This is a genomic window from Candidatus Regiella endosymbiont of Tuberolachnus salignus (assembly GCF_964020115.1).
Classification (GTDB): Bacteria; Pseudomonadota; Gammaproteobacteria; order Enterobacterales; family Enterobacteriaceae; genus Regiella; species Regiella insecticola.
The window spans coordinates 1,897,431-1,923,784 of sequence record NZ_OZ026542.1 but is presented as its reverse complement, the minus strand read 5'-3'; the positions used below and the strand labels follow the sequence as shown (position 1 = coordinate 1,923,784).

The window sequence follows — 26,354 nt, the reverse complement described above, 5'->3', positions numbered from 1 at the left end:
AAGATGAGGTTAAAACTCTTCACTGGTTTCATTGTTTTTTTCTGCGATGAAGCTTTCTGTTACCGCTGGATGTGCTGTATCAGCATCGGTTGCATTAGATCCACCTCCTAGCAACATGTCACGTAATGTTTTATCTAATTCAGATTTGATTGCTTCATTTTCTTTTAAATATTGACTTGCATTAGCTTTACCTTGGCCAATTTTATTGCCTTTATAACTGTACCAAGCCCCGGCTTTTTCGATGAGTTTATGTTTTACGCCCAGATCAATTAATTCACCATTGAGGTTAATCCCTTCACCATAATGAATTTGAAATTCAGCCTGTTTAAAGGGTGCTGCGATTTTATTTTTCACCACCTTGACGCGCGTGTCACTACCGATAACTTCCTCACCGTTTTTTATCGAGCCAATTCGCCGGATATCCAAACGTACCGACGCATAAAATTTTAGCGCATTTCCTCCTGTCGTTGTTTCGGGATTACCAAACATCACCCCAATTTTCATCCGGATCTGATTGATAAAAATCAGCAACGTATTGGCGTTTTTCAAGTTTCCAGCTAATTTACGCATGGCTTGACTCATCATGCGCGCGGCCAGACCCATATGAGAATCGCCAATTTCACCTTCGATTTCCGCTTTCGGTGTTAAGGCGGCAACTGAATCAACAATGATGACATCAACCGCCCCTGAACGGGTCAGCGCATCACAAATTTCCAACGCTTGTTCACCGGTGTCTGGCTGAGAGCATAATAAATCATCAATTTTTACGCCTAATTTTTGCGCATAGATCGGATCGAGCGCATGTTCTGCATCAATAAATGCACAGGTTTTACCTGCACGTTGAGCTGCTGCGATAACTTGCAAGGTGAGTGTTGTTTTACCTGATGACTCTGGGCCGTAGATCTCAACGATACGCCCCATCGGCAAACCACCGGCCCCTAATGCGATATCCAGTGACAATGATCCGGTGGAGATAGTTTCAACATCCATCGAGCGATCTTCACCCAAACGCATGATGGAGCCTTTACCAAATTGTTTTTCAATTTGTGTGAGTGCTGCTGCTAACGCCTTTTTTTTGTTTTCATCAGTAGTGACCATTTTTACCTCGTTAGAAGGATGGATTAAAATTGTTTTTTGTGTGCTTGATAATAACACTCTTTGTTCGTTCTGCCGTAATTTGAACAAAAGATGCGAGATTTTTCACAAATATACCCAATGAATTTCGAGTTACGGCAAGGCGGCCAGGGCGACCGACCGATGAGCGTAGATAGACTACGTGATTCGGCGAGCACCCGCAGACAACAAAGCCGTAACTTGAAAGGCGAAGGGTATAAAAGTGCTCTAGAAGCGCCTCTAGGTAGGAATGCTGGCTGCGGGTGCTCGCCTTCAGGGTATGTCCACGCTCATCGGTCGGTCGTCCTGGCAGCCGAAGGCAATTTCAAAGACGAAGGGGATAATGCGTTTGAGTGATATTAAATAATTGCTTCATTTATTTTACTTATTTATGTTATTAGTTTTATTTATAAGTATCTGTCATTTTCTTACCAAGAAGGAAAAATATTTTTTATATTTAATAATTAAGTTTTTCAGTGTGCATTATAAATAAAACATTAGAATAACAAGTTACAATAACGGGTAATTATTTATTTTTAAATATTAAAAATTTTTATATTCTCTTGTTTTTATAAGTAAAAATAGATAATAATCATTCTTTATAAGAATAGAATGAATAACATGATACAAAGTGTCTTTTTTTCGATGCCCGCCCTGTCATTATATTTTAGCTGAAGGCTAAGATAACCTTTAAATAAAATTATAAAGTGAAAAAATAGGTTATGATAAATTCAAATCGCCCCATAATAAATCTCGATCTTGAGCTACTTAGAACTTTTGTCACTGTGGCGGATAGAAAAACTTTTTCTGCTGCTGCTGAGACAATTTGTCGAACTCAGTCTGCGGTAAGTCAACAAATGCAACGTTTAGAACAATTGGTTGGTAAAGAATTATTTATTCGTCATGGCCGCAATAAACTGCTGACCGAATACGGCTTCCAGTTGCTTCGTTATGCCAGAAAAATTTTAGATTTTAATGATGAAGCCTGTCAAACTCTGATTTTCAATCAGTTCACTGGTTTTGGTATCGCGCAACACATTGTCAGTTGTAAATCGACGAAATTATCTCCTTGGTAGTATTTACACTGATAATGCCTAAGCGTTAATTTGGTCAATTACTGTTATTTTTGATAAATGACAGTAATGATAAAAATGATTTGCCGATTTTGAAAAACATTATTATCACATTTGTGAGTGATATAGCTGAATCAAATTAAACTGATTTGGCTATAACCCTATTATTCATCATATTTTCATCAGGATTATTCCATTCTTTTTTAACTAATATCCCTCTCTTCATTTATCGCTGTGAAAAAATTTCTTTTTAAACAGCTCCAGACTAGAGGGTTCTCAAAAGAATTTATAATATGACGGGTTTTAATTTAGTTAATGATTCTTCAAGAAAAAGTATTCTTACTCAAAATATTTTAAATCAACCTGAAGGAAATTTTTCCAAACCAGGTTTCGTCAATCATTTGACTCACTGTGACAACACACCAGAAACGATGCTGAGCGGAAAAGAACTAAAAGCAAATAGAATTGAAGCTATTACTAATGCTCAAATGTGTGGAACAACACCAATAAATAACATTGCCATGTTGGGTACGCATGATTCGGGAACTTATGCAATGGAAAATTTAACAGGAATCAGTAGATGCCAAAAAATTAATTTAATCCAACAAGCAGAGCAAGGCGCTCAATATTTCGATCTGCGAGTGAGAAGAAACGATGAGGGGGTTTGGAAATTTTATCATGGAGAAAGAGGAGCGGCATTCGGAGGATTTAATAGCCCCAATGAGGCTATACCGGAAGTGAAAGCCCTTTTTAAATATGCCGCTGAGCATCCCGAAAATATGTTTATATTTAAATTTCATTTTGATACAAAGGGTCGATTCGCGACTGACAATGAAACCACGGTTAAGAATTTTATCGATGAAGTATCATCTGATTATAGGGCTCGCTTGATCAAAAAAACCAATGAGAATGATAGGTTAGGGGATCTGACTCTAGATCAGACGCTTAAGGAAAAAAATAATATTGCAATACTAGCAAATCATGCCGGTACAGTGCCTCAGAATAATGAAGAAATTTGGGATTATAAAGCAACTACCCGAGGGGGTTGGGGTAAAACGCCCAGTGCCGAACAATTAGTGAAGCATTTAGAAAAAAGCTTAAAAAGTGATAAAGAAGAAATTCTGGTATCACAAACAAATCTTCCCGCATTTTTACCCCCTTCAGCGGCTATTTTTTCAAACCCTAAGGCATTAATGGGACTGGAAGCATTAGCGAAAAGCCTTCATGCAAAAGTGGCCACTGCATTTTCTAAACTAGTAAAAGAAAATAATTTTAATCCGGGGATAATATCAATGGATTTTATCGGTATTGATGAGCTGTCTTCATATAAAACATACAGCGCATTATGCAATTTCCATAACAGACAATTTGTGCCAAAAATAAGTGAATTACTTATGGCGAGTTAATATTGGCCGCCTTGCTGTAATTCGAAATTCATTGGGCATAATTACAACACTGAAAACTCCCCTTCCTGGTAAAAATCATCTAATGGGCTATCATGTTAGTTTCTTGGAGCCTCTCCTGGCGGCGCGTTTTATACCCTTCGCCCTCATGGTATGCCCACACTCATCGGTCTCACTCTCTGACCGCCTAGCGGCAACTTCAAGGGCGAAGGGTATAAGCAGATTGAGTCATGTGAAACTATGTCGACAACAACGGAAATAATCGCCCACCATTGGGCATTTGCTGTTTTTATTATTAGTGCGATAGGTCTGTGTGGTTTTATGCTATTGGCGGCTTTTTTTCTCGGTGGCAAAGCGCTCGCCCGTGCTAAGCATATTCCTTACGAGTCAGGTATTGATTCTGTTGGCTCGGCACAGATGAGATTGTCGGCTAAATTTTATTTAGTCGCGATGTTTTTTGTTATCTTTGATGTTGAAGCACTATATTTATACGCATGGTCTGTTTCTATTCGTGAAAATGGCTGGCTGGGTTTTATCGAAGCCAGTATTTTTATTTTCGTGTTGTTGGCGGGGTTGGTTTATTTAGTCCGTATTGGTGCTTTAAATTGGACGCCGCCGCGATCTGGTCGTCAAGTAAAACCAAGCGTGATCACGAAAGCCTATTCGAAACAGAGACAGTAACGAGGTATTAATATGGACTATACGCTTACACGGGCAGAGCCGAGCGGTGAAAATGACCGTTATCCTCTGCAATCGCAGGAAACGGTCAGTGGTGATCCGCTTGAACAGCATGTTCACCGTAGTGTTTATATGGGGAAACTGGAAAATGCGTTGCATGATATGGTGAATTGGGGGCGAAAAAATTCCCTGTGGCCGTATAATTTTGGCCTTTCTTGTTGTTATGTTGAAATGGTGACCTCTTTCACTGCGGTGCATGATGTGGCGCGCTTCGGCGCTGAAGTGCTGCGTGCCTCGCCGCGCCAAGCTGATTTTATGGTGGTAGCAGGAACCTGTTTTACCAAAATGGCACCGGTTATTCAGCGCTTATATGAACAGATGCTTGAGCCGAAATGGGTGATTTCAATGGGAGCCTGTGCCAACTCGGGGGGCATGTATGACATTTATTCAGTAGTGCAAGGGGTGGATAAATTCCTGCCGGTTGATGTTTATATTCCAGGTTGTCCTCCCCGTCCAGAAGCCTATATGCAAGCCTTGCTATTGTTACAAAAATCTATTGATAAAGAACGCCGTCCGCTTTCTTGGACTGTTGGCGATCAAGGGGTCTATCGCGCCAACATGCCGTCAGAAAGAGAGCGTAAACGAGCCGAACGTATTGCGGTGACGCATTTGCGTACGCCTGATGACATTTAGAGTTTAGCCATGATGACAGAGCCGACGGCGTCCGGCAGTGCCCAACCAACATATCCTACCTCTGATCATAGCGATGATCCGATCATTGAACTTTTATCACTCTTTTTCGGCGCTGAAGCTTTTGTGTTGCAGGCAACACGTACTGGCATGCCAGTATTGTGGATAAAAAAAGAAAAATTACTTGATGTGATGTTGTGGTTAAAAAAACAACCGCAACCCTATGTGATGTTGTTTGATTTACATGGTGTTGATGAACGTCAACGTACTTATCGTCAGGATTTGCCTGCGGCGGATTTTTCAGTTTTTTACCATTTGCTCTCGATTGAACGTAATCGCGATATCATGCTGAAAGTGGCATTATCTGAAAAAGCATTACAACTCCCTAGCGTTCAGCAAATTTTTCCTAATGCTAACTGGTATGAACGTGAAACCTGGGAAATGTTTGGTATTACCTTTGAAGGCCATCCTCATTTAACACGTATCATGATGCCGCAGAGTTGGCAGGGGCACCCGCTGCGTAAAGACTATCCTGCGCGCGCCACTGAGTTCGATCCCTTTATCCTCACCAAACAAAAACAAGATCTGGAGATGGAGTCGCTGACTTTTAAACCGGAAGACTGGGGCATGAAACGAGGGCGCGAAAATGAAGATTTTATGTTTCTCAATCTGGGGCCCAATCATCCTTCGTCTCATGGCGCTTTTCGCATTATTTTACAACTGGATGGAGAGGAGATTATCGATTGTGTACCGGATATTGGCTACCATCATCGTGGTGCCGAAAAAATGGGCGAACGCCAGTCTTGGCATAGCTATATTCCTTACACAGACCGCATTGAATATTTAGGGGGTTGTGTTAACGAAATGCCTTACGTGCTGGCTGTTGAAAAATTGGCCGGTATTGTGGTGCCGGATCGTGTGAAGGTTATTCGCGTGATGTTATCGGAGCTGTTCCGCATCAACAGCCATTTATTGTATATCAGCACCTTTATTCAAGATGTGGGGGCGATGAGTCCAGTATTTTTGGCTTTTACTGATCGACAAAAAATCTATGATTTGGTTGAGGCGATCACCGGTTTTCGTATGCATCCGGCGTGGTTTCGCATTGGCGGTGTCGCCCATGACTTGCCGCGCGGTTGGCAGCATTTACTGCATGATTTTCTTCATTGGATGCCAAAACGCCTTGATTCCTATGTAAAAATCGCCCTGAAAAATAGCATTCTAAAAGGGCGTTCTATCGGTGTGGCTTCTTATGATGCCTCGGCGGCTTTGGAATGGGGAGTGACTGGCGCGGCTCTGCGAGCGACGGGTATTCCATTTGATGTACGTAAATGGCGCCCCTATTCTGGTTATGAAAACTTTGATTTTGATGTCCCGATCGGCGATGGCAATAGTGACTGCTATACTCGAGTGATGCTCAAAGTTGAAGAGATCCGCCAAAGTCTGCGTATTTTGCAACAATGTTATAAAAATATGCCAGAAGGTTCTTTTAAGGCCGATCACCCGCTGACCACGCCACCGCCGAAAGAGCGTACGTTACAACATATTGAAACGCTGATTACTCACTTTTTACAGGTTTCTTGGGGGCCAGTGATGCCGGCTAACGAATCTTTTCAAATGATTGAAGCGACCAAGGGAATTAATAGTTACTACTTAACCAGTGATGGCGGCACCATGAGCTATCGCACGCGGGTTCGTACGCCGAGTTTTGCTCATTTGCAGCAGATCCCTTCGGTGATCCGTGGCAGCTTGGTTTCTGATCTGATTGTTTATTTGGGCAGTATTGATTTTGTTATGTCTGATGTGGATCGCTAATCACTCGCTACGGTTTCAAAAAAGGTTTAATGATGAATGATCAAAAAAATCATCTCGAGGGGATGGCTATTACCCCATCCGATTTTGTGCTGAGTGCAGAAGAACAGGCCGCTATTGAGCAAGAAAAACAGCATTATGAGGATGCGCGCGCGGCCACCATCGAAGCGTTAAAAATCGTGCAAAAAAAACGTGGGTGGGTGCCGGATGGGGCTATTTATGCCATTGCTGAAATATTGGCTATTCCGGCTAGTGATGTGGAAGGGGTCGCGACTTTTTACAGTCAGATTTTCCGCCGTCCCGTTGGTCGTCATGTGATCCGTTATTGCGACAGCGTAGTGTGCTATATCACCGGTTATCAGGAGATCCAAGCGGCGCTTGAAAAAAAACTCAGCATTAAGCCCGGTCAAACGACGACCGATGGCAGATTCACTCTGTTGCCCACTTGCTGTTTAGGTAATTGTGATAAAGGGCCGACGATGATGATTGATGAAGATACGCACAGTTATCTCAAACCTGAAGACATCGAACCGTTATTGGAGCGATATCCATGAATCCTCATTTAACCGCGGCCACTCATCCGTTAACCTGGCGTTTGCGTGCCGACAAACAACCGCTGTGGTTAGAGGAATACCGTAATAAAAATGGTTATCAAGGCGCTAAAATTGCTTTAACCAGCATGGCACCGTCAGAGGTGGTTGATGTGGTGAAAAATGCCGGTTTAAAAGGGCGTGGCGGCGCAGGATTCCCTACCGGTTTAAAATGGAGCTTGATGCCTAAAGATGACAGCATCAACATTCGCTACCTGCTGTGTAATGCCGATGAAATGGAGCCGGGCACTTACAAAGACCGCTTATTAATGGAGCAACTGCCTCATTTACTGATAGAAGGTATGTTAATCAGTGCGTTTGCCCTCAAAGCTTATCGTGGTTATATCTTCCTGCGCGGCGAATACATTGAAGCCGCGGTACGCTTGCGTCAAGCGATTAGTGAAGCCAAGGGCGCGGGATTATTGGGTAAAAATATTCTTGGCAGTGGTTTTGATTTTGAGCTGTTTGTGCATACCGGTGCGGGGCGTTATATCTGTGGTGAAGAAACCGCGCTGATTAACTCGTTAGAAGGCCGTCGCGCCAACCCACGTGCTAAACCGCCCTTTCCGGCGTCTTCAGGGGTGTGGGGCAGGCCGACTTGCGTCAATAACGTAGAAACGCTTTGTAACGTACCTGCTATCCTTGAACAGGGTGTTGACTGGTATCAGGGGATCACCGCAGGAAAAAGTAATGATGCGGGGACGAAACTGATGGGGTTCTCTGGTCGGGTGAAAAATCCGGGCGTATGGGAATTGCCTTTTGGCATCACCGCCCGTGAAATTTTGGAAGATTATGCGGGCGGGATGTGTGATGGGTTGAAATTGAAAGCCTGGCAACCGGGCGGGGCGGGGACGGATTTTTTGACCGCCGATCATCTCGATCTGCCGATGGATTTTGAACATATTGGCAAAGCCGGTAGCCGTTTAGGTACGGCGTTGGCGATGGCAGTGGATCATCAAATCAATATGGTTTCCTTGACACGTAATCTAGAAGAATTTTTTGCGCGTGAATCTTGCGGCTGGTGCACTCCCTGTCGTGATGGTTTGCCGTGGAGCGTTAAGATCTTGCAAGCGTTGGAGCGTGGCGAAGGGCAGCCGGGTGATATCGAAACTTTAGAGCAATTGTGTCGTTTACTCGGGCCAGGAAAAACCTTTTGCGCGCATGCCCCTGGGGCAGTTGAACCGCTGCAAAGTGCGATTAAATATTTTCGTGATGAATTTGCCGCTGGCATAGCGTCAAAATATCAGGGGCACTTTGACATTATTAATAGGGGGAATGCTGCATCGATAAAGGGTATTCAGGCCAATTTGTTGAATGAGCGCTGGGTAGAGTAAGAAAATAGATATGGCGACGATACATGTAGACGGAAAAAAATATCATGTCAACGGGGCTAACAACCTGTTGCAGGCTTGCCTTTCTCTTGGGCTAGATATTCCGTATTTTTGCTGGCATCCGGCGCTAGGCAGCGTGGGTGCTTGCCGTCAATGTGCGGTGAAACAGTATCAAAATTCAGAAGATACGCGCGGGCGTTTGGTGATGTCTTGCATGACGCCGGCGAGTGACGGCAGCTTTATTTCTATCGATGACGATGAAGCCAAAGAATTTCGCGCTAGCGTGGTGGAATGGTTAATGACCAATCATCCACACGACTGTCCCGTATGTGAAGAAGGGGGGAATTGCCATCTGCAAGATATGACAGTGATGACCGGACACAACGCGAGGCGATACCGCTTTACCAAACGCACCCATGAAAACCAGCAGCTGGGTCCTTTTATCGCCCATGAAATGAACCGCTGTATTGCCTGCTATCGCTGTGTACGTTATTACAACGATTATGCCGATGGTACTGATTTTGGGGTGTATGGCACTCATGATAATGTCTATTTCGGTCGCCCTGAAAGCGGTACTTTGGAAAGCGAATTCTCTGGCAATTTAGTCGAAATCTGCCCCACCGGTGTTTTCACGGATAAAACGCATTCCGAACGTTATAACCGTAAATGGGATATGCAATTTGCGCCGAGTATCTGCCAGCAATGCAGTGTCGGTTGTAATATCAGCCCTGGTGAACGTTATGGCGAGTTGCGTCGCATTGAAAACCGCTACAACGGCAGCATCAACCATTATTTTATCTGTGATCGGGGGCGTTTTGGCTACGGTTACGTCAATTTAAAAAATCGTCCACGTCAGCCGCAACAAAGGCAGGGTAATGATTGGATCAGGCTGGATGCTGATCAAGCGATACAACAAACCGCCGATCTGCTGCGCCAAGCGAAAAAAATAATTGGCATCGGCTCCGCCCGGGCGAGTTTAGAAAATAACTTCGCGTTACGTGAATTGGTGGGCGCGGAAAATTTCTATAGCGGCATAGCGCAGGGTGAGCAAAACTGTTTGCAACTGATGTTGAAAGTACTTCGCGAAGGGGGGATCCACACGCCCTCATTGCGTGAAATGGAAAGTTACGATGCGGTACTGGTATTGGGTGAAGATCTGACGCAAACCGCTGCCCGTATTGCGTTGGCGGTTCGTCAAGCGGTGAAAGGCAAAGCCCGTGAGATGGCTGCGGCACAAAAAGTAGCCGATTGGCAAATTGCCGCGGTATTAAACATTGGCCAGCATGCTAAACATCCTTTATTTATCACTAACGTTGATGATACTCGTTTGGATGATATTGCCGCCTGGAATTACCGCGCGCCGGTGTGTGAACAGGCGCGCTTAGGTTTTGCCATCGCACAGGGATTAGATCCCTTAGCCCCGGCAGTCAGTGATCTTGCCGATAATTTACAAATTAAAGTGGATATCATCGTGCAAGCGCTGGCGGGCGCGCAAAAACCGCTGATCATTAGCGGCAGTAGCGCTGGCAGTGAAGCGATCATTGCCGCGGCGGCTAACGTCGCCAAGGCATTGCAAAGTCGCGGGAGTGAAGTGGGCATCAGTTTTGTTGCCTCGGCCGCGAACAGCTTGGGTTTAGCCATGATGGGCGGCGGCTGCTTGGATCAGGCGTTAGATCAGCTCAACGCTGAAATGGCAGATACCCTGATCGTGTTGGAAAATGATCTCTATCGTCATGCTGTGGCCGATAAAGTGAATACCGCTTTAGCAGCAGTAAAAAATGTGGTGGTGTTAGATCACCAACACACTGCCATTATGGATCGCGCTGATGTGATCCTCCCCGCGACGAGTTTTGCCGAAAGTGACGGTACTTTAGTCAATCAGGAAGGGCGGGCGCAGCGCTTTTTTCAAGTTTATGATCCGACTTATTATGATACCGCAGATAATAAAAGGTTCATGCAAGCCAGTTGGCGTTGGCTGCATTCATTAGCCGCGAGCTATCACTGCCATCCGATTCACTGGGCACAACTTGATGATGTCATTCAAGCTTGCGCCACCGCTTTGCCATCATTGCAAGGTATCCTTGCTGCTGCCCCTGATGCGACTTTCCGCATTGACGGCCAAAAATTAGCGCGTTCTCCACAGCGTTACAGTGGTCGCACCGCAATGCGTGCCGATATCAACGTGCATGAGCCGCGTCAGCCACAGGATCTCGATAGCCCCTTTGCTTTTTCCATGGAAGGCAACAACAGCCCCTGTGCCGATCGGCAGCAAATTCCCTTCGCTTGGGCGCCGGGTTGGAACTCACCTCAAGCCTGGAATAAATTTCAGGCCGAAGTGGGGGGCGCATTGCGCTTTGGTGATCCGGGCGTGCGTTTGATCGACGCTGCCGTAAGCAACTTGGCTTATTTTGATCAGGTGCCTGCTGCTTTTCACTCGGAAAGCCATCATTGGATTGTCGCGCCTTATTATCATCTATTCGGCAGTGAAGAAATGTCACAACGGGCAGAGGTGATCCAGCAACGCATGCCGATGCCTTATTTAATACTCAATACTGACGATGCAACGCAACTGGGGTTAACCCTAGGCGCGGTGATTGAATTTATCTGTGCCGGCCAAAGGCTACGTCTGCCGCTGCGTTGCAGTGCAACCTTAGCGCCTGGGCAAGTGGGTTTGCCGCTGGGTCTACCGGGGATCCCGCCGATTTTGCTTGGCGAACGCATTTATCATTTGCAGGAGACGCCATAATGAGTTGGCTCTCTCCTGACTTGAGTGAAATTTTATGCTCTATCTTAAAAGCATGGGTGATCTTATTGGTGATTGTGATCTGCGGTGCTTTTATGAGCTTTGGCGAGCGTCGCTTGTTAGCGCTGTTTCAAAATCGTTATGGGCCAAATCGGGTGGGGTGGGGCGGATTCTTACAGCTGCTGGCTGACATGATCAAAATGTTTTTTAAAGAAGACTGGGTGCCCCATTTCGCTGATCGATTCTTTTTTACCCTGGCACCGATGATCGCCTTTACTTCGTTACTGTTGGCGTTTGCTATTGTCCCCATTAGCCCAACTTGGGTGGTGGCGGATCTGAATATTGGCATTTTATTTTTTTTGATGATGGCCGGTTTGGCGGTGTACGCCGTGCTGTTTGCGGGTTGGGCGAGTAATAACAAATATTCTTTATTGGGTGCGATGCGTGCTTGCGCACAAACGCTGAGCTATGAAGTATTTATCGGCTTATCATTAATGGGCGTGGTGGCACAAACCGGCTCTTTTAATATGCAAGATATTGTCAATCAACAGCAGCAGGTTTGGAACATCATCCCGCAATTTTTTGGTTTTATCACTTTTGCCATTGCTGGGGTAGCGGTTTGTCATCGTCATCCCTTTGATCAACCGGAAGCAGAGCAAGAACTGGCTGATGGCTATCACATTGAATATTCGGGGATGAAATTTGGTTTATTTTTTGTCGGTGAATATATTGCTATTGTGACGGTTTCGGCGTTGATCGTGACGTTATTTTTTGGCGGCTGGCAAGGCGCATTTTTACCGCCTTTTGTCTGGTTTGCCCTGAAAACCGCTTTTTTTATGGTGATGTTTATTCTGATCCGCGCCGCGCTACCACGCCCACGTTATGATCAGATGATGTCATTCGGCTGGAAAGTTTGCTTGCCATTGACTTTACTCAATTTGCTGGCCACCGCTGCGGTTATTTTGTGTAACACTTAAATAAAGAGTGATCACCATGACATTAAAAGAATTAATAATCGGTTTTGGCACTCAGATACGTAGCCTGTGGCTAATGGCGTTGCATGCTTTTCATCCGCGTGAAACGAAAATGTACCCAGAAGAGCCGGTTTATCTGCCGCCGAGGTATCGCGGTCGAATTGTATTAACACGGGATCCTGATGGCCAGGAACGTTGCGTTGCCTGTAATTTATGCGCGGCGGTCTGTCCGGTGGACTGTATCTCGTTGCAAAAAGCGGAAACCAAAGACGGTCGTTGGTACCCAGAATTTTTTCGTATTAATTTCTCTCGTTGCATTTTTTGCGGTTTGTGTGAAGAAGCCTGCCCGACGCTAGCTATCCAGTTGACTCCGGATTTTGAAATGGGGGAATTTAAACGCCAAGATTTAGTTTATGAAAAAGAAGATTTGTTGATCTCAGGATCAGGTAAATATCCAGAATACAATTTTTACCGCATGGCAGGGATGTCAATTGAAGGGAAGCAAAAAGGAGAGGCCGAGCATGAAGCCAAGCCGATTGATGTTAAAAGTCTGATGCCTTAAGGATATTTTTGATGGAATTTGTCTTCTATACTGCCGCTGTGATCGCGGTGTTGGCAACACTGCGGGTGATCTCTCACCACAATCCCATTCATGCTTTGCTGTATTTAGTGGTTTCTCTGTTAGCGATCGCCGCGGTATTTTTTTCACTCGGTGCTTATTTCGCCGGGGCGTTGGAAATTATTGTTTACGCCGGGGCGATTATGGTGCTGTTTGTTTTTGTAGTGATGATGCTGAATTTGGGTGATAGCATCCAGCAGCAAGAAAAGGCATGGCTAAAACCCAGTGTGTGGATCGGCCCTGGTTTATTGTCATTGACGTTGCTGGTGGTGCTGATGATGGCGCTCGGCAGTGTCACAGCTGAGATAAGGGGTACTATGGTTGATGCCAAACAGGTAGGGATCAGTTTGTTCGGCCCTTATGTATTGGCTGTGGAATTAGCGTCCATGTTGTTATTGGCAGGTCTGGTAGTAGCCTTTCATCTTGGCCGTGAAGATCGCGGGGGTAAAAATAATTGCTGTATACCCGCAGCCAGCAACACGGCGGCTTCAAAGGCGAAGGGTATAACGATGGAAAAACAACCATGATCCCACTACAACACGGCTTGATTTTGGCGGCGATATTGTTTGTGCTCGGACTAACCGGTTTGCTCATACGCCGTAACCTTTTATTTATGCTGATCAGTTTGGAAATCATGATCAATGCCGCGGCTTTGGCGTTTGTGGTAGCGGGCAGCTATTGGCAGCAAGCAGACGGTCAAGTGATGTATATTTTAGCTATCAGTCTGGCGGCGGCGGAAGCCAGTATTGGCCTGGCATTATTGCTACAGCTTTACCGTCGTCATCATACTCTAAATATCGATTCTCTCAGTGAGATGCGTGGATGAATCTTTTATTTTTAATTGTTCTTCTCCCTTTGCTTAGCTTTTTATTATTGTCATTTTCTGCCGGACGTTTTTCGGAAAAGATCTCCGCGCTTATTGGTGTGGGAATGATAGGTTTAACCGCGTTGGTCACGCTTTATGTTGCCGTCGATTTCTTGAACCAACCACTTAGCCAACCAGAAAAGGCGTTCCCCGTCTTTCATCAAACATTATGGCATTGGATATCGGTCGGTGATTTCAGTATTCCAGTGACGCTAACATTAGATAAATTATCCTTAGCCATGCTACTTGTCGTCACTGTCGTGGGATTTTTTATCCATTTATACGCCTCTTGGTATATGCGCACGGAAGAAGGTTATTCGCGCTTTTTCGCTTATACCAACCTGTTTATCGCCAGCATGGTCATTTTAGTGTTGGCGGATAATTTATTATTACTTTACCTCGGTTGGGAAGGTGTAGGGTTATGCAGCTATTTATTAATTGGTTTCTATTACCGCCATTCGGCTAACGGCGCTGCGGCAATGAAAGCCTTTATCGTTACCCGTATTGGTGATGTGTTTTTGGCGGTGGCGTTATTCATCCTATATCAAGCATTGGGTACCTTGAATATTGATGAATTAATGCGGTTAGCGCCCGAAAAATGGGCAATAGGTTCGAATGTCATCAGCTGGGTGACACTGATGCTGCTGGTTGGCGCAGTGGGTAAATCGGCGCAATTGCCGTTACAAACCTGGCTGGCGGATGCGATGGCGGGTCCAACCCCGGTTTCTGCATTAATTCATGCCGCAACCATGGTCACTGCCGGGGTCTATCTGATTGTTCGTACTCAGGGCTTATTTCTCATGGCGCCGGAAGTGTTACAGCTGGTGGGAATGGTTGGGGCTATCACTTTGCTGCTGGCGGGTTTTGCCGCCTTGGTACAAACCGATATCAAACGGGTACTGGCCTACTCTACCATGAGTCAGATTGGTTATATGTTCCTCGCATTGGGGATCCAAGCTTGGGATGCAGCAATACATCATCTGGTTATCCATGCCTTTTTTAAAGCCTTGCTGTTTTTGGCGGCGGGATCAGTGATCCAGGCCTGTCATCATCAGCAAAATATATTCAAAATGGGCGGATTAGGTAAAAAAATTCCGCTGGTGTATCTCTGTTTTTTAATCGGAGGGGCTTCACTGGCGGCATTGCCCTTTACTCCCGGTTTTCACAGTAAAGATGATATTTTGTGGCATGCGTGGGAGCGAGGGCATATCACCTTGGTGATCATGGGGCTATTCGGGGCATTTCTCACTGCACTTTATACCTTCAGAATGATTTTTATTGTTTTTCATGGTGATATTAACACTCAGCCAAAACGGGTAACGGGTATCAGCCACAGTTTACCTTTGGTGATGTTAATGATTTTTTCTACTTTTATTGGTGTGTGGCCAGAAGGGTACTTTTCTCATTTTTTTAAAACAGATAAAACCTTGTTAGAGATATTCTCTGGAACATTGGTGATTATGGGTGTTTTATTGGCCGCAGCGCTGTATTTGGGTAAAAGGCGGTTTGTGAATAGGGCTGCATCTAGCAGAATAGGAAAATTTTTTACCTCATGGTGGCTCCATGCGTGGGGATTCGATTGGCTGTACGATAGACTCTTTGTTAAGCCTTATCTGTGGATTGCTAAAGTTTTACAAAGTGATCCGCTCAATTCATTGATGAATTTTCCTGTGTTGCTGGCGCTTTTTGCCAATCGTGCTTTGTCTATCAGTGAAAATGGCAGTGTGCGTTGGTATGCGGCATCGATGGGGTTGGGGGCAGTCACTGTATTGTTGGTACTGCTATTTGTTTAACCGATATCCTGTATACCCAATGAATTTCGAGTTACGGTAAGGCGGCTTCAAAGGCGAAGGGTATAAAACCATATAAGGGACACAAAGTGCTATGTTACTACCTTGGCTAATTCTTATTCCCTTTATTGGCGGTCTGCTCTGCTGGCAGTGTGAACGCTTCGGGACTAAAGCGCCGCGCTGGATAGCGTTGTTCGCCATGGGGCTGACATTAGCACTGACGGTCTATTTATTTTTACAGCCTACGGCAATATCAGCCCTCACTGAGGGGCTGACTGATACAGCAGACATACCCCAATGGCAAGCAGAATTTACCCTGCCCTGGATCCTGAGTTTTGGCATTGAGTTTCATTTAGCGCTTGATGGCCTGTCATGGTTAATGGTGATGCTAACCTGTCTGCTGGGTCTGCTAGCGATCCTTTGCTCTTGGTGTGAAATTCAGCGCAATCTCGGTTTTTTCCATCTCAATTTATTGTGGATCCTTGGCGCTGTTATCGGTGTTTTCCTGGCGATGGATCTCTTCTTGTTTTTTCTTTTTTGGGAAATGATGTTGGTGCCGATGTATTTCCTGATCGCGTTATGGGGGCATAAAGCATCGAGTGGCCAGAGCAGGATCACCACCGCGACGAAATTTTTTATTTATACCCAAGCCAGCGGCTTGATCATGCTGATTGCCATTATTGGTTTGGTGCTGGTGCATTACCAAACCACTGAGCTGTGGACGTTTAATTATAATTTGCTACTACAAACACCGATGTCGCCGCAGATTGAATACCTACTGATGTTAGGATTTTTTATCGCTTTTGCGGTAAAAATGCCAGTGGTACCGTTACACGGTTGGTTGCCGGATGCACACAGCCAGGCACCGACAGCAGGCTCTGTCGATTTGGCGGGGATCTTACTCAAAACGGCGGCTTATGGTTTATTGCGCTTCGGTCTACCCTTATTCCCGCAGGCTTCTCATGATTTTGCCCCCATAGCGATGGGATTCGGTGTCATCGGTATTTTTTACGGCGCTTGGCTGGCATTTTGTCAAACAGATATTAAACGCCTTATTGCCTACACCAGTGTGTCGCATATGGGGTTTGTCTTAATTGCCATTTATAGCGGCAGTCAATTGGCATACCAAGGGGCTGTGATCCAAATGATTGCGCATGGTTTATCGGCGGCGGGGCTGTTTATCCTTTGCGGTCAATTGTATGAGCGTTTGCATACACGTGATATACGTCAAATGGGCGGATTATGGTCACGCATTCAATATCTACCGGCTTTATCACTGTTTTTTGCCATGGCAACCCTCGGTATACCGGGGACGGGTAACTTTGTTGGTGAATTTATGATTTTATGCGGCAGTTTCCAAGTAGCGCCCTTGATCACGGTGATAGCCACTTTTGGCTTGGTATTTGCCAGTGTTTATTCTCTGGTGATGATCCAGCGCGCCTATTATGGCGAGGCGAAATCACCACACGCTTTGCCGAGCATGACGATGCGAGAATTATCAATCATCTTATTATTGGTTACGCTGTTAATATTGCTCGGAATTTATCCACAGCCGATCCTCGATACCTTTGATGCTGTGATGACAAAAATCCAACAACGGTTTGCTGCCTCATCCATTTTAACCACAGGGCTGTGATGCCATGACAACCACTTTTGAGCTATCGACCGTAACACTATCGCTGATCTCAATGTTACCGCTGTTAATTATTGGTTTAATGACGGTAGTGCTTATGCTCTCTATTGCCTGGCGCCGTCATCATTTTATTAACGCTACGCTAACCGTGATAGGGCTGACTGCCGCGCTGATTTCGCTCTGCTTTGCTTGGCAAATGGGGATTTTGCAATACTTGCCACAGGATGTGACGGCATTAGTACGCTTCGATGGTTATTCGATGTTTTATACCGGACTGGTGCTAATAGCGAGTCTTGCTACCACTATTTTTGCTTATCCTTGGCTAGTGGGGTACCCGGATAATCGCGAAGAATTTTATTTACTACTATTGATTGCCACCTTGGGCGGTATATTGCTGGTCAGTGCACATCATTTGGCTTCGTTATTTTTGGGAATTGAACTGATTTCTTTGCCGCTGTTTGGTCTCATTGGTTACGCTTATCGCCAACCTCGCGCATTAGAAGCAAGCATCAAATATATGTTGCTATCGGCGGCTGCGTCGTCGTTTCTGTTATTTGGTATGGCGCTGTTATACGCCGAATCGGGCAGCTTATCTTTTAGCGAATTGGGCAATAGCCTAAATGAGAGTACTGTGCATCGACCGCTGATCTTGGCGGGATTGGGCATGATGCTGGTGGGTTTATGTTTTAAATTATCGTTGGTTCCCTTTCAGCTTTGGACACCAGATATTTATCAGGGCGCGCCTGCCCCGGTAGTCGCGTTTTTAGCGACGGCGAGTAAAATTGCCCTCTTTGCAGTCGTCATGCGTTTATTTCTTTATTCTTCCGCCACGCATGATGAAGTGATGGATATTCTGTTATCGATTATGGCGATGGGTTCAATTTTATTTGGCAATTTGATGGCGCTCACGCAAAGCAATATCAAACGGCTACTGGGTTATTCTTCAATCGCCCATTTAGGATACCTGCTGATCACATTAATGCTGGTGAACCCCGAACCTTCATCGAGTATCGTTGGCATTTACCTGACAGGGTACTTACTGAGTAGCCTAGGTGCATTTGGTGTCATCAGCCTGATGTCTAGTCCATACCAAGGGGCGGATGCCGAATCATTATTTGTCTACCGTGGTTTATTTTGGCACAAACCGATCCTGGCTGCGGTGATGACGGTGATGATGCTATCACTCGCCGGCATCCCACTTACCTTAGGTTTTATTGGTAAATTTTTGCTGATCACCTTAGGTGTCAGCGCACAGCTAGGGTGGCTAACTGGTGCGGTGGTATTAGGGAGCGCCATAGGCTTATATTATTACCTACGTGTCACCGTCAGCTTGTTTCTCAGTCCCTCGCAAAAATTCCCCCGCCACATCCCTCATCATTGGGCTCTCACTGCCGCCGGTATGGTGGTGTTAATTTGCACGCTATTAGTGCTGTTCTTTGGTATTTATCCCCAACCGTTAATGTCATTAATTCAATTTGCCCAGCCGATGCTGTGATGGTTTGCCAGCCGTTATATACCCATCGACTTTGAAGCTGCCGCGTTGTTGGCTGCCAGCTCTCTAGGTGCATGGGTGAGAGTTGTTTATAGAGAAAGAATGGAGTATCTTTAAGAAATTTTTCAATTTTAGTGAAAGTGAAGGAGCACTTCGATGGCACAGGCAGTATTTGACACGTTAAAATTTGTAAAAATCCTCACCGCTAAGGGCATCCCTGTCGAACAGGCAGAAGCCTTTTCCGACGCGGTACTTGAATCTCACGCGGCTTCTGATGTGGCCACTAAACGTGATCTGGATGATTTGCGTAAGGATATGGATGCGGGCTTCGAAAAAACCGATGCTCAGATAGCCAGTGTGCGCAAAGATATGGATGTCCGCTTTGAACAAGTGGATATGCGTTTTGAGCAGGTAGACAAGCGATTTGAGCAAGTTGATAAGCGCTTTGAGCAAGTGGATAAACGTTTTGATAAATTAGAATCCAAATTCGATCGTGTACAATGGTTTATCGTCGCGGCGGCGCTGGGATTAATCTTTAAAGAACAGATCGCCCGTTTGCTGGGTATCTAAAGCCTATTCGAAATCTATTAGGTGACGCAAATCTTGCTTTTTCTTAACATAACGAACTCAGTTTAAACAGTCAGCGCATATTAATTCAGCTGATATTTTTATTTTAAATATGAATTTAATTTTTTCGGCGAAGATTTTTAATTTAAAGCCAATAAATAGGATGTTATATCGATAAATCATTTTATTTATTGTTATTTTAAAACTAATGTAAATATACGTTATCTTATTTATATTACTACTTGATTTAAAATAATAATGTTTATTGAATGAGCGATTTTTGGTATTTATTGAACGAGATAACATTTAATATTCTTAGGCCATAAAAAATAAATTTAAGATTATTATTAAAAATAAAATGAGGTTATTATGAAAGTTTTAGGTTCTATGTCACATAAGCTTTCCCAATTTTTGGGAAGAAGTAATACCGTAAATACTGAAAAAGAAATGAAACGACTAAATAAGGATATTGAAAAATACATTACTGAAGTAAAAAATAAAGGCGTTAATGTTAATGAGGCTACTCAAGAAAAAACAGAAAAATTAACAATAAAAATACGTGATTCTTTTATTAAACTTTCTGTTTTTGAAAGTAAAGCTAGAGAAAAATCTAATAATAAAGATAAAGATACAGATAAACATAATAATGTAATTGAAAAAATTGAAAATTTAAAAAATAAATTCAATCTTGTGACTGGGGATCTGATTGATACTAGTACTAATACACAGTCATCGACACCGATAAAAAGTTCGCTAAATTTATCTCCAACAAGAAGTGCAGCGGAGATATTTATGACTAATAGGAAAGCGGAAGAGGATTTTAGGAAAGCGGAAGAGGATTTCTCAACCTGGGCGAGCGGTAGAACGACATATGCCCCTCACTCGCGTCCAAGTAAGGGGCTGATTGATACTAGTACTAGTACTGGTACACCGTTATCGCTAGCGCCAGGAAGTTCACTAAATGTAGCTGAGCCAAGGAATGGAGCGGAGATATTTATGGCTAGGAAAGCGGGAGATGACTTCACAGCATTTACACAAGAACGTGCTCCTAAAATGGTAGAAGACGATTCCACAGTATTGGATAAAGAAATATTGAAAGCGAAGGAACATATATTATCTTTCAAAAAAGATCTGGCAGCAAAAAAAGAAAAATTAGAGGGGTTAGGGAACAGTGTTCAAGATTTTTTGGAAGAAACGAAATTAAAAGAAGGAATAGATAATATTAATAGAAAAATAGATGATCTTGAATTTTTTATCACTAACTTCAAATCCGGTAATGCATCACCGAGATCAGTGGCATTAACCTCACCATCTAATTCTGCTCCTGATGATACCTCATTGGTACTAAAACCACAGCCGTTTTCTGAGAAGCTGATGGGTGGGCAATCTGAATCTAATCTTGCACCTCCTCAGAAAGAAAAGCCGCCAGTGCCACCTAAACCAGATTATCTTAAACGGGGCGCGGTCAGTCAGTCTCCTATGTCAGATAAGCAGGTAACAAATTTCTCATCCAAGTTTGAATTTAAACCAGTAGCAGCTTTACCTGATCCAGTAGCAACTTCCTATGCTCTTGAAAAGTTAAAAGAAAGTACCGAGGTATGAAGAAAAGGGAACTACATAATATGCTCTTCCTAGGAGGATGAAAGGATCATAATTTTAAACTAGAAAAAATTGATGGCGGTGTAAATAGCTTGGAGATTAAAAAATATCATGAAGCAAATCTTCTCAGTTAGATAATCACCCGCCATTTATCAGATCATTTTTGGCTAGTGGCTTTTTTTATCATATCAGTAGGTTAGAATTGCAAGATGAATTTTGCCACAAGCATATAATAAATAAACCTAATATAGCAGTAATTATAAAGTTAAAATGGATGTTAAAAATAGTATTTATAATTACTTCAATAACATTCTATATGAGAGATTACATTATGAACATATTATCCTGTAGAAGTGGTGTACAGAGAACGGCTGCGCTTTTGAAAGAAAATAAAAAAATTTCTGCAAAACTAAACGCATTAGAAAATATAGAAAACACAAGCAATAGTAGTCAAGCATTAAAAAAAAATTATCTCTTAAATAAGAAAAATAAAAATATTGATGGATTAAAAAGAGAGGAAAAAAATAGCAATAAAATAATGAGTGAGATGAAAAGTCAATGGGAGGAATTGATAAGTAGAAATAAAATTGATCGCAATGGTCTAGATAGACTAGAAAAATTAGTCAATCTAAATGGAGGAAATGCAATTATTCTAGCTAAGAATGAACATGAAATGAAAGCGATAAGTTATATAATTAGATATAATAAACATCAACAGAACTTAGATGATATTAAGAATGCTACACAGAAGCCGGTGCCACTGTCGCGAACTATTCTTCGAGTTACACAAGATGATATTCAAGCTGGTCGTAAACGGCTCAAACAAGTATCGAGTGCGGCCAGTCAGCCTCCTGTAGAGAAAAAAGAGCCGCCGGTGCTACTACCACGAACTGTTTTTGGGTCTTTCGTACCACTTACACCAGCTGGTCGTAGACGGCTCCAAAGCGTATCGCCTATGCTGATCAGTCAGTATCCTACAAAGCCACCTAAACCAGCTAATCTTGAATTGAAGTATCTACAAAATGGAGAGATATATTCTCTTCCCAGGAGAAAAAGGATCATCATTTTAAACTAGAAAAAATTGATGGCGGTGTAAATAGCTTGGAGATTAAAAAATATCATGAAGCAAATCTTCTCAGTTAGATAATCACCCGCCATTTATCAGATCATTTTTGGCTAGTGGCTTTTTTTATCATATCAGCAGGTTAGAATTGCAAGATGAATCTCGCCACAAGCATTTCCCCTTTTTCACCATCCCCTCTAGCAGTGCCTTGTGCGCTGCTAATTCATCGGCACTGGCATAAATAATTTTTAACGCTGAGGTCGGGCGCTCAATGGGTTTAATTTCTTCTTTATTATTTTGCTGCTGCTGATCGGTTTCCATCGAAAAAGAGAGCGAAGTTTGCCCCCCTGTCATTGCCAGATAAACTTCCGCTAAAATCTCGGCATCGAGTAACGCGCCGTGCAACGTCCGTTTACTGTTATCGATATGATAACGATCACATAACGCATTTAAATTATTACGTTTACCGGGGAACAACTGTCGCGCCAACAATAAACTATCGGTGATCGTGCAAAAGGTTTCAATCTTAGCGCTATTCTGCTCTAGTAAACGAAATTCATAATCTAAAAAGCCAATATCAAAGGCGGCATTATGGATGATTAAATCCGCTCCACGAATAAAATCGAGGAACCTTTTGGCTGTATCGGCAAAGGTGGGTTTATCTGCTAAAAATTCGTCACTAATACCATGAATAGCATAGGCTTCGGGATCGACTAATCGATCAGGTTTCAAATAGACATGAAAATGATTACCGGTTAAACGCCGATTCACCATCTCAACCGCCCCGATTTCAATAACCCGGTGGCCTTGATAATGCGCTCCTACCTTATTGAGCCCTGTGGTTTCAGTATCCAAAACAATTTGTCGTCTTGTTGCCGTGTTCATTGTGTTCGCTTATGTCAGAATTGGGATTTTAATGAAGAGTCTATCAGAATGCATAAACAGGTAGAAATTTTCACTGATGGTTCATGTTTGGGTAATCCCGGACCGGGAGGATATGGCGCTATTTTACGCTATAAACAGCATGAAAAAATCCTCAGTGATGGCTATTATTTAACCACAAATAACCGTATGGAACTTATGGCGGCGATTATTGCGCTCGAAGCGCTGACATCACCTTGTCAAGTCAGGCTCAGTAGTGACAGTCAATATGTTCGTCAAGGGATTAGCGAATGGATCCATAACTGGAAAAAACGTGGCTGGAAAACCACTCAACGCACGCCGGTAAAAAATGCCGATTTATGGCAGCGTTTAGATGGCGTGATCCAAAACCATCAAGTGACCTGGTTATGGGTGAAAGGTCATGCAGGTCATCTTGAAAACGAACGCTGTGATCAATTAGCACGAACAGCTGCCAACAACCCAAGTCAAAAAGACATCGGTTATGAAGCTTCATCCCTGTCAGATCAAGGCACCTGACGATATAAGCTGAATTAAATTGGGCTGATTCAGCTATAGTTTTTGGTCACACCCAGGGCACGGTTAAAGCAAGGCTTTCTTGTGGCAAATTTGATTGGCATCAACGTTAATGGCAACGTACGTTTACGTGCAATGGTCAGGCTAATACAACCCAGCGCGGTAAGATGAGTATTCATAGCACTTCCGCCGCCTCTCTTATGCCAGGGTAATACGTGAAAATGAGATTGATGCATCACCTGGTAATTGAGCAAATTAAGCCAATCAAGTATACGTATTCGGGTAAACATTCTGCTGACATAAGGTTCACGATGGCGTAATAGCGGTAATAATTTTCCCACTCCTAATAAACTTAGCGGATTGAAGTGAGTGGTGACTAACCAGCCGTCGTCGGTTAATATTCGATCAACTTCACGTAAAATACGATGAGGATCCGTCCCGTAGGCTAAAGTATGTAAAAGTAGACAAACATCCACTGATTTTTCGGCAAAAGGGAGTTGATAAGGGCTAGCGAGCACTTGTGTATTGTAACCTTGTTCAACAGCACTCACTTGGTGACTGATGCTACACTGATCACTGGCGATTTCAGCACTGAGATGACCTATCTTGAGTAAATGAAAACCAAAAAATTTTGACCACCAGGGCTGCATTGCCTCTTCAATAGCAGCCCGATAATACTCTCCCCAAGGGAGTTCGCTCCAAGATGTGGGCGCATGAGTCTTCAGGTATAATTGCGCAGGTTTCATGTTTTATTATCTTCATATTTGAATGGTTGAGCATAGGTATCGGATGAATCTGATCAGTATTCCAGCATTACAAGATAATTACATTTGGTTATTAATAGACGAACAAGATCATTGCATTATTGTCGATCCTGGAGAAGCGTCTCCCGTTTTAGCCATCTTAAATAAACGACATCTCATTGTGGATGCCATTTTATTAACTCATCATCATCAGGATCATCTCGATGGTGTTCCTGAATTGCTAAAACATTTTCCACAGATACCTGTTTACGGGCCGCAAGAAACAGAAAAAAAAGGTGCAACCAAGCTAATAGAAGAGGGCGATGATTTGATTATTGGTCGTCAAAATTTTTCGGTTATCGCTGTTCCGGGGCATACATTGGGTCATATTGCATACTACAATGCGCCTTATCTTTTTTGTGGAGACACGCTATTTTCTGCCGGTTGTGGCCGGTTATTTGAAGGTACCGGCGATCAAATGTATAGATCATTGCAAAAAATTATGCAATTGCCTGACGATACCTTAATTTGTGGTGGCCACGAATATACGCTCTCCAATTTAGCCTTTGCTCGTTCAATTTTAGCGGAAGATAAAAAAATTGAAGCCTATCAAAAAAAAGTAATGCAATTACGGGCAGAAAAACAACCTAGCCTACCGACAACTTTGCAATGGGAACGTGAGATCAATATTTTTTTACGTTGTGATGAGATTGAGCTACAAAAAAGAGTTCTGGGGGGAAAATCCTTAACTTCTCTTTCTTTAGTTTTCTCTGCTTTACGGATGATGAAAGATCGTTTTTAAAGCTTTTAGTTGTTTTATTTGTCAGATCAAAGTATTATCGCTCATCTTTTAACCAGGAAAGATGAGAGTAACAGAGATATATAATAGATGAAGACTAAAGCGATATTTCTCGCCTCGGTCTTGCTGGTGGGCTGTCAAACATCAAAATTAGGTACACAGCTCCCCATACAGCATGCACAGAGTTTGTCTTCGGCAAGTGTAGAAAACGAAGCAAGAAAATACATAGATAGCAATCAAGAGAAATTGGGACGGTTAACGAAAGGTAAAGATAGCCTCTCGCAACCCAATCTGTGGCACTTTGTTAGTAGCGAGCTGAAGATGAAGTTTCAGGATAACAGCCTGATCCGTGAACAAAAAATAAAATATTTAAAAAATAAGAGTGATCTCCACCATGTTATAGCACGAGCTAACCCGTACATGTACCTGATTGTATCTGAGATCCAAAGACGTGAGATGCCGATGGAATTGATACTGATACCCATAGTGGAGAGTGCTTTTGACCCCAGTGCAACTTCTGGAGCCGGTGCCGCCGGGTTGTGGCAGTTCGTGCCTAGTACTGGCTTGCATTATGGCTTAAAACAAAATCGATGGTATGACGGTCGCCTGGATATTGTGGCGTCTACTAAAGCAGCGCTTGACTTAATGGAGAATTTAAATCGCAGGTTTGATGGTGATTGGTTGTTGACGCTCGCGGCGTACAATAGTGGTGCAGGGCGAGTTAATAAAGCGATAAGCGCTAATAGACGACAAGGTAAATCAACGAATTTTTGGGAATTATCTTTGCCACGTGAAACCTCTATTTACGTGCCAAAAATGCTCGCTTTGAGTCATATTATCAAAAATCACAAACAGCATAACTTTAAATTACCTAATACCGATAAAAGACATGGGTTAGCCCGTGTGGATATTGGGCGCCAGATGAAACTCAGTCGAGTTGCTGAGATGTCTGGTTTGTCGTTAGCTCAGTTGAAATTTTATAATGCTGGCTATAAATTAGATGTAACAGCGCCTAACGGCCCTCATTACATCGTGCTGCCTGAGGATAATGCTAGGCATTTTAAAAATTCACTCGCCGAGGCTAAATTTATGGTGCCTCAGCCTGCGCGATTGGTGAAAAATAATCCTAATGCAGAGTCAGTTTTACAATATAAAGTACGCCAAGGGGACACTTTATCTACGATAGCCAAGCGTTTTAATATCGATCCATATGATTTGCAAAATTGGAATAACTTAACTACGTCAGATTTTTTGAAAGTTGGCCAAACTTTAAAAACAGGCAGGTAGGAGAAGATAATATACCCAATGAATTTCGAGTTACGGCAAGGAGGCCATCAATCGAATCCCAGGAGTGTACAAAT

General features: G+C 43.5%; 24 protein-coding genes and 1 pseudogene. 22 read left to right on the top strand and 3 right to left on the bottom strand.

What is annotated here, in order from left to right; genetic code table 11:
• Positions 1-9 precede the first annotated feature (9 nt).
• Entirely contained in the window at positions 10-1,098 is a 1,089-nt protein-coding gene (recA, locus tag AACL30_RS09835; RefSeq protein ID WP_339056524.1) for a recombinase RecA, read from the bottom strand.
• 117 nt (positions 1,099-1,215) lie between these two features.
• Between recA and AACL30_RS09830 the strand changes: the two genes are divergently transcribed.
• The 19 genes and pseudogenes from AACL30_RS09830 (at position 1,216) to AACL30_RS09740 (ending at position 22,047) form a co-directional block, all read left to right on the top strand.
• Positions 1,216-1,470, top strand: coding sequence for a hypothetical protein (locus tag AACL30_RS09830; RefSeq protein ID WP_339056523.1), 255 nt, complete (start codon positions 1,216-1,218; stop codon positions 1,468-1,470).
• Between the two features lie 365 nt (positions 1,471-1,835).
• Positions 1,836-2,132 (top strand): annotated as a pseudogene (locus AACL30_RS09825) (LysR family transcriptional regulator); the annotation flags it as partial.
• Positions 2,133-2,479: 347 nt separating this feature from the next.
• Positions 2,480-3,592 (top strand): phospholipase, encoded by a 1,113-nt coding sequence (locus AACL30_RS09820; RefSeq protein WP_339056522.1) that lies wholly within the window; start codon positions 2,480-2,482, stop codon positions 3,590-3,592.
• A gap of 237 nt (positions 3,593-3,829) precedes the next feature.
• Positions 3,830-4,270: an NADH-quinone oxidoreductase subunit A gene (locus AACL30_RS09815; RefSeq protein ID WP_339056521.1), complete on the top strand. Its 441-nt coding sequence runs from the start codon at positions 3,830-3,832 to the stop codon at positions 4,268-4,270.
• 12 nt (positions 4,271-4,282) lie between these two features.
• The gene (locus tag AACL30_RS09810) at positions 4,283-4,960 is read left to right on the top strand and encodes a NuoB/complex I 20 kDa subunit family protein (protein WP_006704321.1); all 678 of its coding nucleotides are present in this window, start codon (positions 4,283-4,285) and stop codon (positions 4,958-4,960) included.
• Positions 4,961-4,972: 12 nt separating this feature from the next.
• Positions 4,973-6,772 (top strand): NADH-quinone oxidoreductase subunit C/D, encoded by a 1,800-nt coding sequence (nuoC, locus tag AACL30_RS09805; RefSeq protein ID WP_339058447.1) that lies wholly within the window; start codon positions 4,973-4,975, stop codon positions 6,770-6,772.
• A 32-nt stretch (positions 6,773-6,804) separates the two neighbouring features.
• Complete coding sequence (gene nuoE, locus AACL30_RS09800) at positions 6,805-7,323, top strand: NADH-quinone oxidoreductase subunit NuoE (protein WP_339056520.1); 519 nt, start codon at positions 6,805-6,807, stop codon at positions 7,321-7,323.
• Entirely contained in the window at positions 7,320-8,693 is a 1,374-nt protein-coding gene (gene nuoF / locus AACL30_RS09795) for an NADH-quinone oxidoreductase subunit NuoF (protein ID WP_339056519.1), read from the top strand. The genes nuoE and nuoF overlap by 4 nt, the downstream gene beginning before the upstream one ends.
• Before the next feature lie 10 nt (positions 8,694-8,703).
• Complete coding sequence (gene nuoG / locus AACL30_RS09790; RefSeq protein ID WP_339056518.1) at positions 8,704-11,436, top strand: NADH-quinone oxidoreductase subunit NuoG; 2,733 nt, start codon at positions 8,704-8,706, stop codon at positions 11,434-11,436.
• On the top strand, positions 11,436-12,410 hold the full coding sequence (nuoH, locus tag AACL30_RS09785) for an NADH-quinone oxidoreductase subunit NuoH (protein WP_339056517.1): 975 nt from the start codon (positions 11,436-11,438) through the stop codon (positions 12,408-12,410). Before nuoG ends, nuoH begins: the two co-directional genes overlap by 1 nt.
• Positions 12,411-12,426: 16 nt before the next feature.
• Positions 12,427-12,969 (top strand): NADH-quinone oxidoreductase subunit NuoI, encoded by a 543-nt coding sequence (gene nuoI, locus AACL30_RS09780; RefSeq protein ID WP_339056516.1) that lies wholly within the window; start codon positions 12,427-12,429, stop codon positions 12,967-12,969.
• 11 nt (positions 12,970-12,980) lie between these two features.
• Positions 12,981-13,553 carry an NADH-quinone oxidoreductase subunit J gene (nuoJ, locus tag AACL30_RS09775; RefSeq protein ID WP_039906949.1) on the top strand — a complete coding sequence of 191 codons (573 nt, stop codon included), beginning with the start codon at positions 12,981-12,983 and terminating at the stop codon, positions 13,551-13,553.
• Positions 13,550-13,852, top strand: coding sequence for an NADH-quinone oxidoreductase subunit NuoK (gene nuoK / locus AACL30_RS09770; RefSeq protein ID WP_339056515.1), 303 nt, complete (start codon positions 13,550-13,552; stop codon positions 13,850-13,852). The genes nuoJ and nuoK overlap by 4 nt, the downstream gene beginning before the upstream one ends.
• Positions 13,849-15,684, top strand: coding sequence for an NADH-quinone oxidoreductase subunit L (gene nuoL, locus AACL30_RS09765; RefSeq protein ID WP_339056514.1), 1,836 nt, complete (start codon positions 13,849-13,851; stop codon positions 15,682-15,684). Before nuoK ends, nuoL begins: the two co-directional genes overlap by 4 nt.
• Positions 15,685-15,775: 91 nt before the next feature.
• Positions 15,776-17,317, top strand: coding sequence for an NADH-quinone oxidoreductase subunit M (gene nuoM, locus AACL30_RS09760; RefSeq protein ID WP_339056513.1), 1,542 nt, complete (start codon positions 15,776-15,778; stop codon positions 17,315-17,317).
• Positions 17,318-17,321: 4 nt separating this feature from the next.
• Positions 17,322-18,809: an NADH-quinone oxidoreductase subunit NuoN gene (gene nuoN / locus AACL30_RS09755; RefSeq protein WP_339056512.1), complete on the top strand. Its 1,488-nt coding sequence runs from the start codon at positions 17,322-17,324 to the stop codon at positions 18,807-18,809.
• A gap of 153 nt (positions 18,810-18,962) precedes the next feature.
• The gene (locus tag AACL30_RS09750) at positions 18,963-19,376 is read left to right on the top strand and encodes a hypothetical protein (protein ID WP_339056511.1); all 414 of its coding nucleotides are present in this window, start codon (positions 18,963-18,965) and stop codon (positions 19,374-19,376) included.
• Positions 19,377-19,742: 366 nt separating this feature from the next.
• Positions 19,743-20,975 carry a hypothetical protein gene (locus AACL30_RS09745; RefSeq protein WP_339056510.1) on the top strand — a complete coding sequence of 411 codons (1,233 nt, stop codon included), beginning with the start codon at positions 19,743-19,745 and terminating at the stop codon, positions 20,973-20,975.
• 199 nt (positions 20,976-21,174) lie between these two features.
• On the top strand, positions 21,175-22,047 hold the full coding sequence (locus AACL30_RS09740; RefSeq protein ID WP_339056509.1) for a hypothetical protein: 873 nt from the start codon (positions 21,175-21,177) through the stop codon (positions 22,045-22,047).
• A gap of 117 nt (positions 22,048-22,164) precedes the next feature.
• Here the strand turns inward: AACL30_RS09740 and dnaQ are convergent, their stop codons facing one another.
• Positions 22,165-22,920 carry a DNA polymerase III subunit epsilon gene (gene dnaQ / locus AACL30_RS09735; protein ID WP_339056508.1) on the bottom strand — a complete coding sequence of 252 codons (756 nt, stop codon included), beginning with the start codon at positions 22,918-22,920 and terminating at the stop codon, positions 22,165-22,167.
• Positions 22,921-22,968: 48 nt separating this feature from the next.
• Here dnaQ and rnhA point away from each other — a divergent pair, with 48 nt between their 5' ends.
• Positions 22,969-23,454 carry a ribonuclease HI gene (gene rnhA, locus AACL30_RS09730; protein ID WP_339056507.1) on the top strand — a complete coding sequence of 162 codons (486 nt, stop codon included), beginning with the start codon at positions 22,969-22,971 and terminating at the stop codon, positions 23,452-23,454.
• A gap of 29 nt (positions 23,455-23,483) precedes the next feature.
• On the opposite strand, the gene AACL30_RS09725 is transcribed toward rnhA, so the two are convergent.
• Entirely contained in the window at positions 23,484-24,197 is a 714-nt protein-coding gene (locus tag AACL30_RS09725; RefSeq protein WP_339056506.1) for a class I SAM-dependent methyltransferase, read from the bottom strand.
• Between the two features lie 43 nt (positions 24,198-24,240).
• On the opposite strand from AACL30_RS09725, the gene gloB reads away from it, so the two are divergent.
• Together gloB and mltD are read left to right on the top strand one after the other, a co-directional pair.
• On the top strand, positions 24,241-24,996 hold the full coding sequence (gene gloB, locus AACL30_RS09720) for a hydroxyacylglutathione hydrolase (protein WP_339056505.1): 756 nt from the start codon (positions 24,241-24,243) through the stop codon (positions 24,994-24,996).
• A gap of 87 nt (positions 24,997-25,083) precedes the next feature.
• Positions 25,084-26,280: a murein transglycosylase D gene (mltD, locus tag AACL30_RS09715; protein WP_339056504.1), complete on the top strand. Its 1,197-nt coding sequence runs from the start codon at positions 25,084-25,086 to the stop codon at positions 26,278-26,280.
• Positions 26,281-26,354 lie beyond the last annotated feature (74 nt).

Coding starts and splice junctions, on each gene's coding strand:
- recA (WP_339056524.1), bottom strand. CDS start 1,098: ATGGTCACTACTGATGAAAACAAAAAAAAGGCGTTAGCAGCAGCACTC.
- AACL30_RS09830 (WP_339056523.1), top strand. CDS start 1,216: ATGAATTTCGAGTTACGGCAAGGCGGCCAGGGCGACCGACCGATGAGC.
- AACL30_RS09820 (WP_339056522.1), top strand. CDS start 2,480: ATGACGGGTTTTAATTTAGTTAATGATTCTTCAAGAAAAAGTATTCTT.
- AACL30_RS09815 (WP_339056521.1), top strand. CDS start 3,830: ATGTCGACAACAACGGAAATAATCGCCCACCATTGGGCATTTGCTGTT.
- AACL30_RS09810 (WP_006704321.1), top strand. CDS start 4,283: ATGGACTATACGCTTACACGGGCAGAGCCGAGCGGTGAAAATGACCGT.
- nuoC (WP_339058447.1), top strand. CDS start 4,973: ATGACAGAGCCGACGGCGTCCGGCAGTGCCCAACCAACATATCCTACC.
- nuoE (WP_339056520.1), top strand. CDS start 6,805: ATGAATGATCAAAAAAATCATCTCGAGGGGATGGCTATTACCCCATCC.
- nuoF (WP_339056519.1), top strand. CDS start 7,320: ATGAATCCTCATTTAACCGCGGCCACTCATCCGTTAACCTGGCGTTTG.
- nuoG (WP_339056518.1), top strand. CDS start 8,704: ATGGCGACGATACATGTAGACGGAAAAAAATATCATGTCAACGGGGCT.
- nuoH (WP_339056517.1), top strand. CDS start 11,436: ATGAGTTGGCTCTCTCCTGACTTGAGTGAAATTTTATGCTCTATCTTA.
- nuoI (WP_339056516.1), top strand. CDS start 12,427: ATGACATTAAAAGAATTAATAATCGGTTTTGGCACTCAGATACGTAGC.
- nuoJ (WP_039906949.1), top strand. CDS start 12,981: ATGGAATTTGTCTTCTATACTGCCGCTGTGATCGCGGTGTTGGCAACA.
- nuoK (WP_339056515.1), top strand. CDS start 13,550: ATGATCCCACTACAACACGGCTTGATTTTGGCGGCGATATTGTTTGTG.
- nuoL (WP_339056514.1), top strand. CDS start 13,849: ATGAATCTTTTATTTTTAATTGTTCTTCTCCCTTTGCTTAGCTTTTTA.
- nuoM (WP_339056513.1), top strand. CDS start 15,776: ATGTTACTACCTTGGCTAATTCTTATTCCCTTTATTGGCGGTCTGCTC.
- nuoN (WP_339056512.1), top strand. CDS start 17,322: ATGACAACCACTTTTGAGCTATCGACCGTAACACTATCGCTGATCTCA.
- AACL30_RS09750 (WP_339056511.1), top strand. CDS start 18,963: ATGGCACAGGCAGTATTTGACACGTTAAAATTTGTAAAAATCCTCACC.
- AACL30_RS09745 (WP_339056510.1), top strand. CDS start 19,743: ATGAAAGTTTTAGGTTCTATGTCACATAAGCTTTCCCAATTTTTGGGA.
- dnaQ (WP_339056508.1), bottom strand. CDS start 22,920: ATGAACACGGCAACAAGACGACAAATTGTTTTGGATACTGAAACCACA.
- rnhA (WP_339056507.1), top strand. CDS start 22,969: ATGCATAAACAGGTAGAAATTTTCACTGATGGTTCATGTTTGGGTAAT.
- AACL30_RS09725 (WP_339056506.1), bottom strand. CDS start 24,197: ATGAAACCTGCGCAATTATACCTGAAGACTCATGCGCCCACATCTTGG.
- gloB (WP_339056505.1), top strand. CDS start 24,241: ATGAATCTGATCAGTATTCCAGCATTACAAGATAATTACATTTGGTTA.
- mltD (WP_339056504.1), top strand. CDS start 25,084: ATGAAGACTAAAGCGATATTTCTCGCCTCGGTCTTGCTGGTGGGCTGT.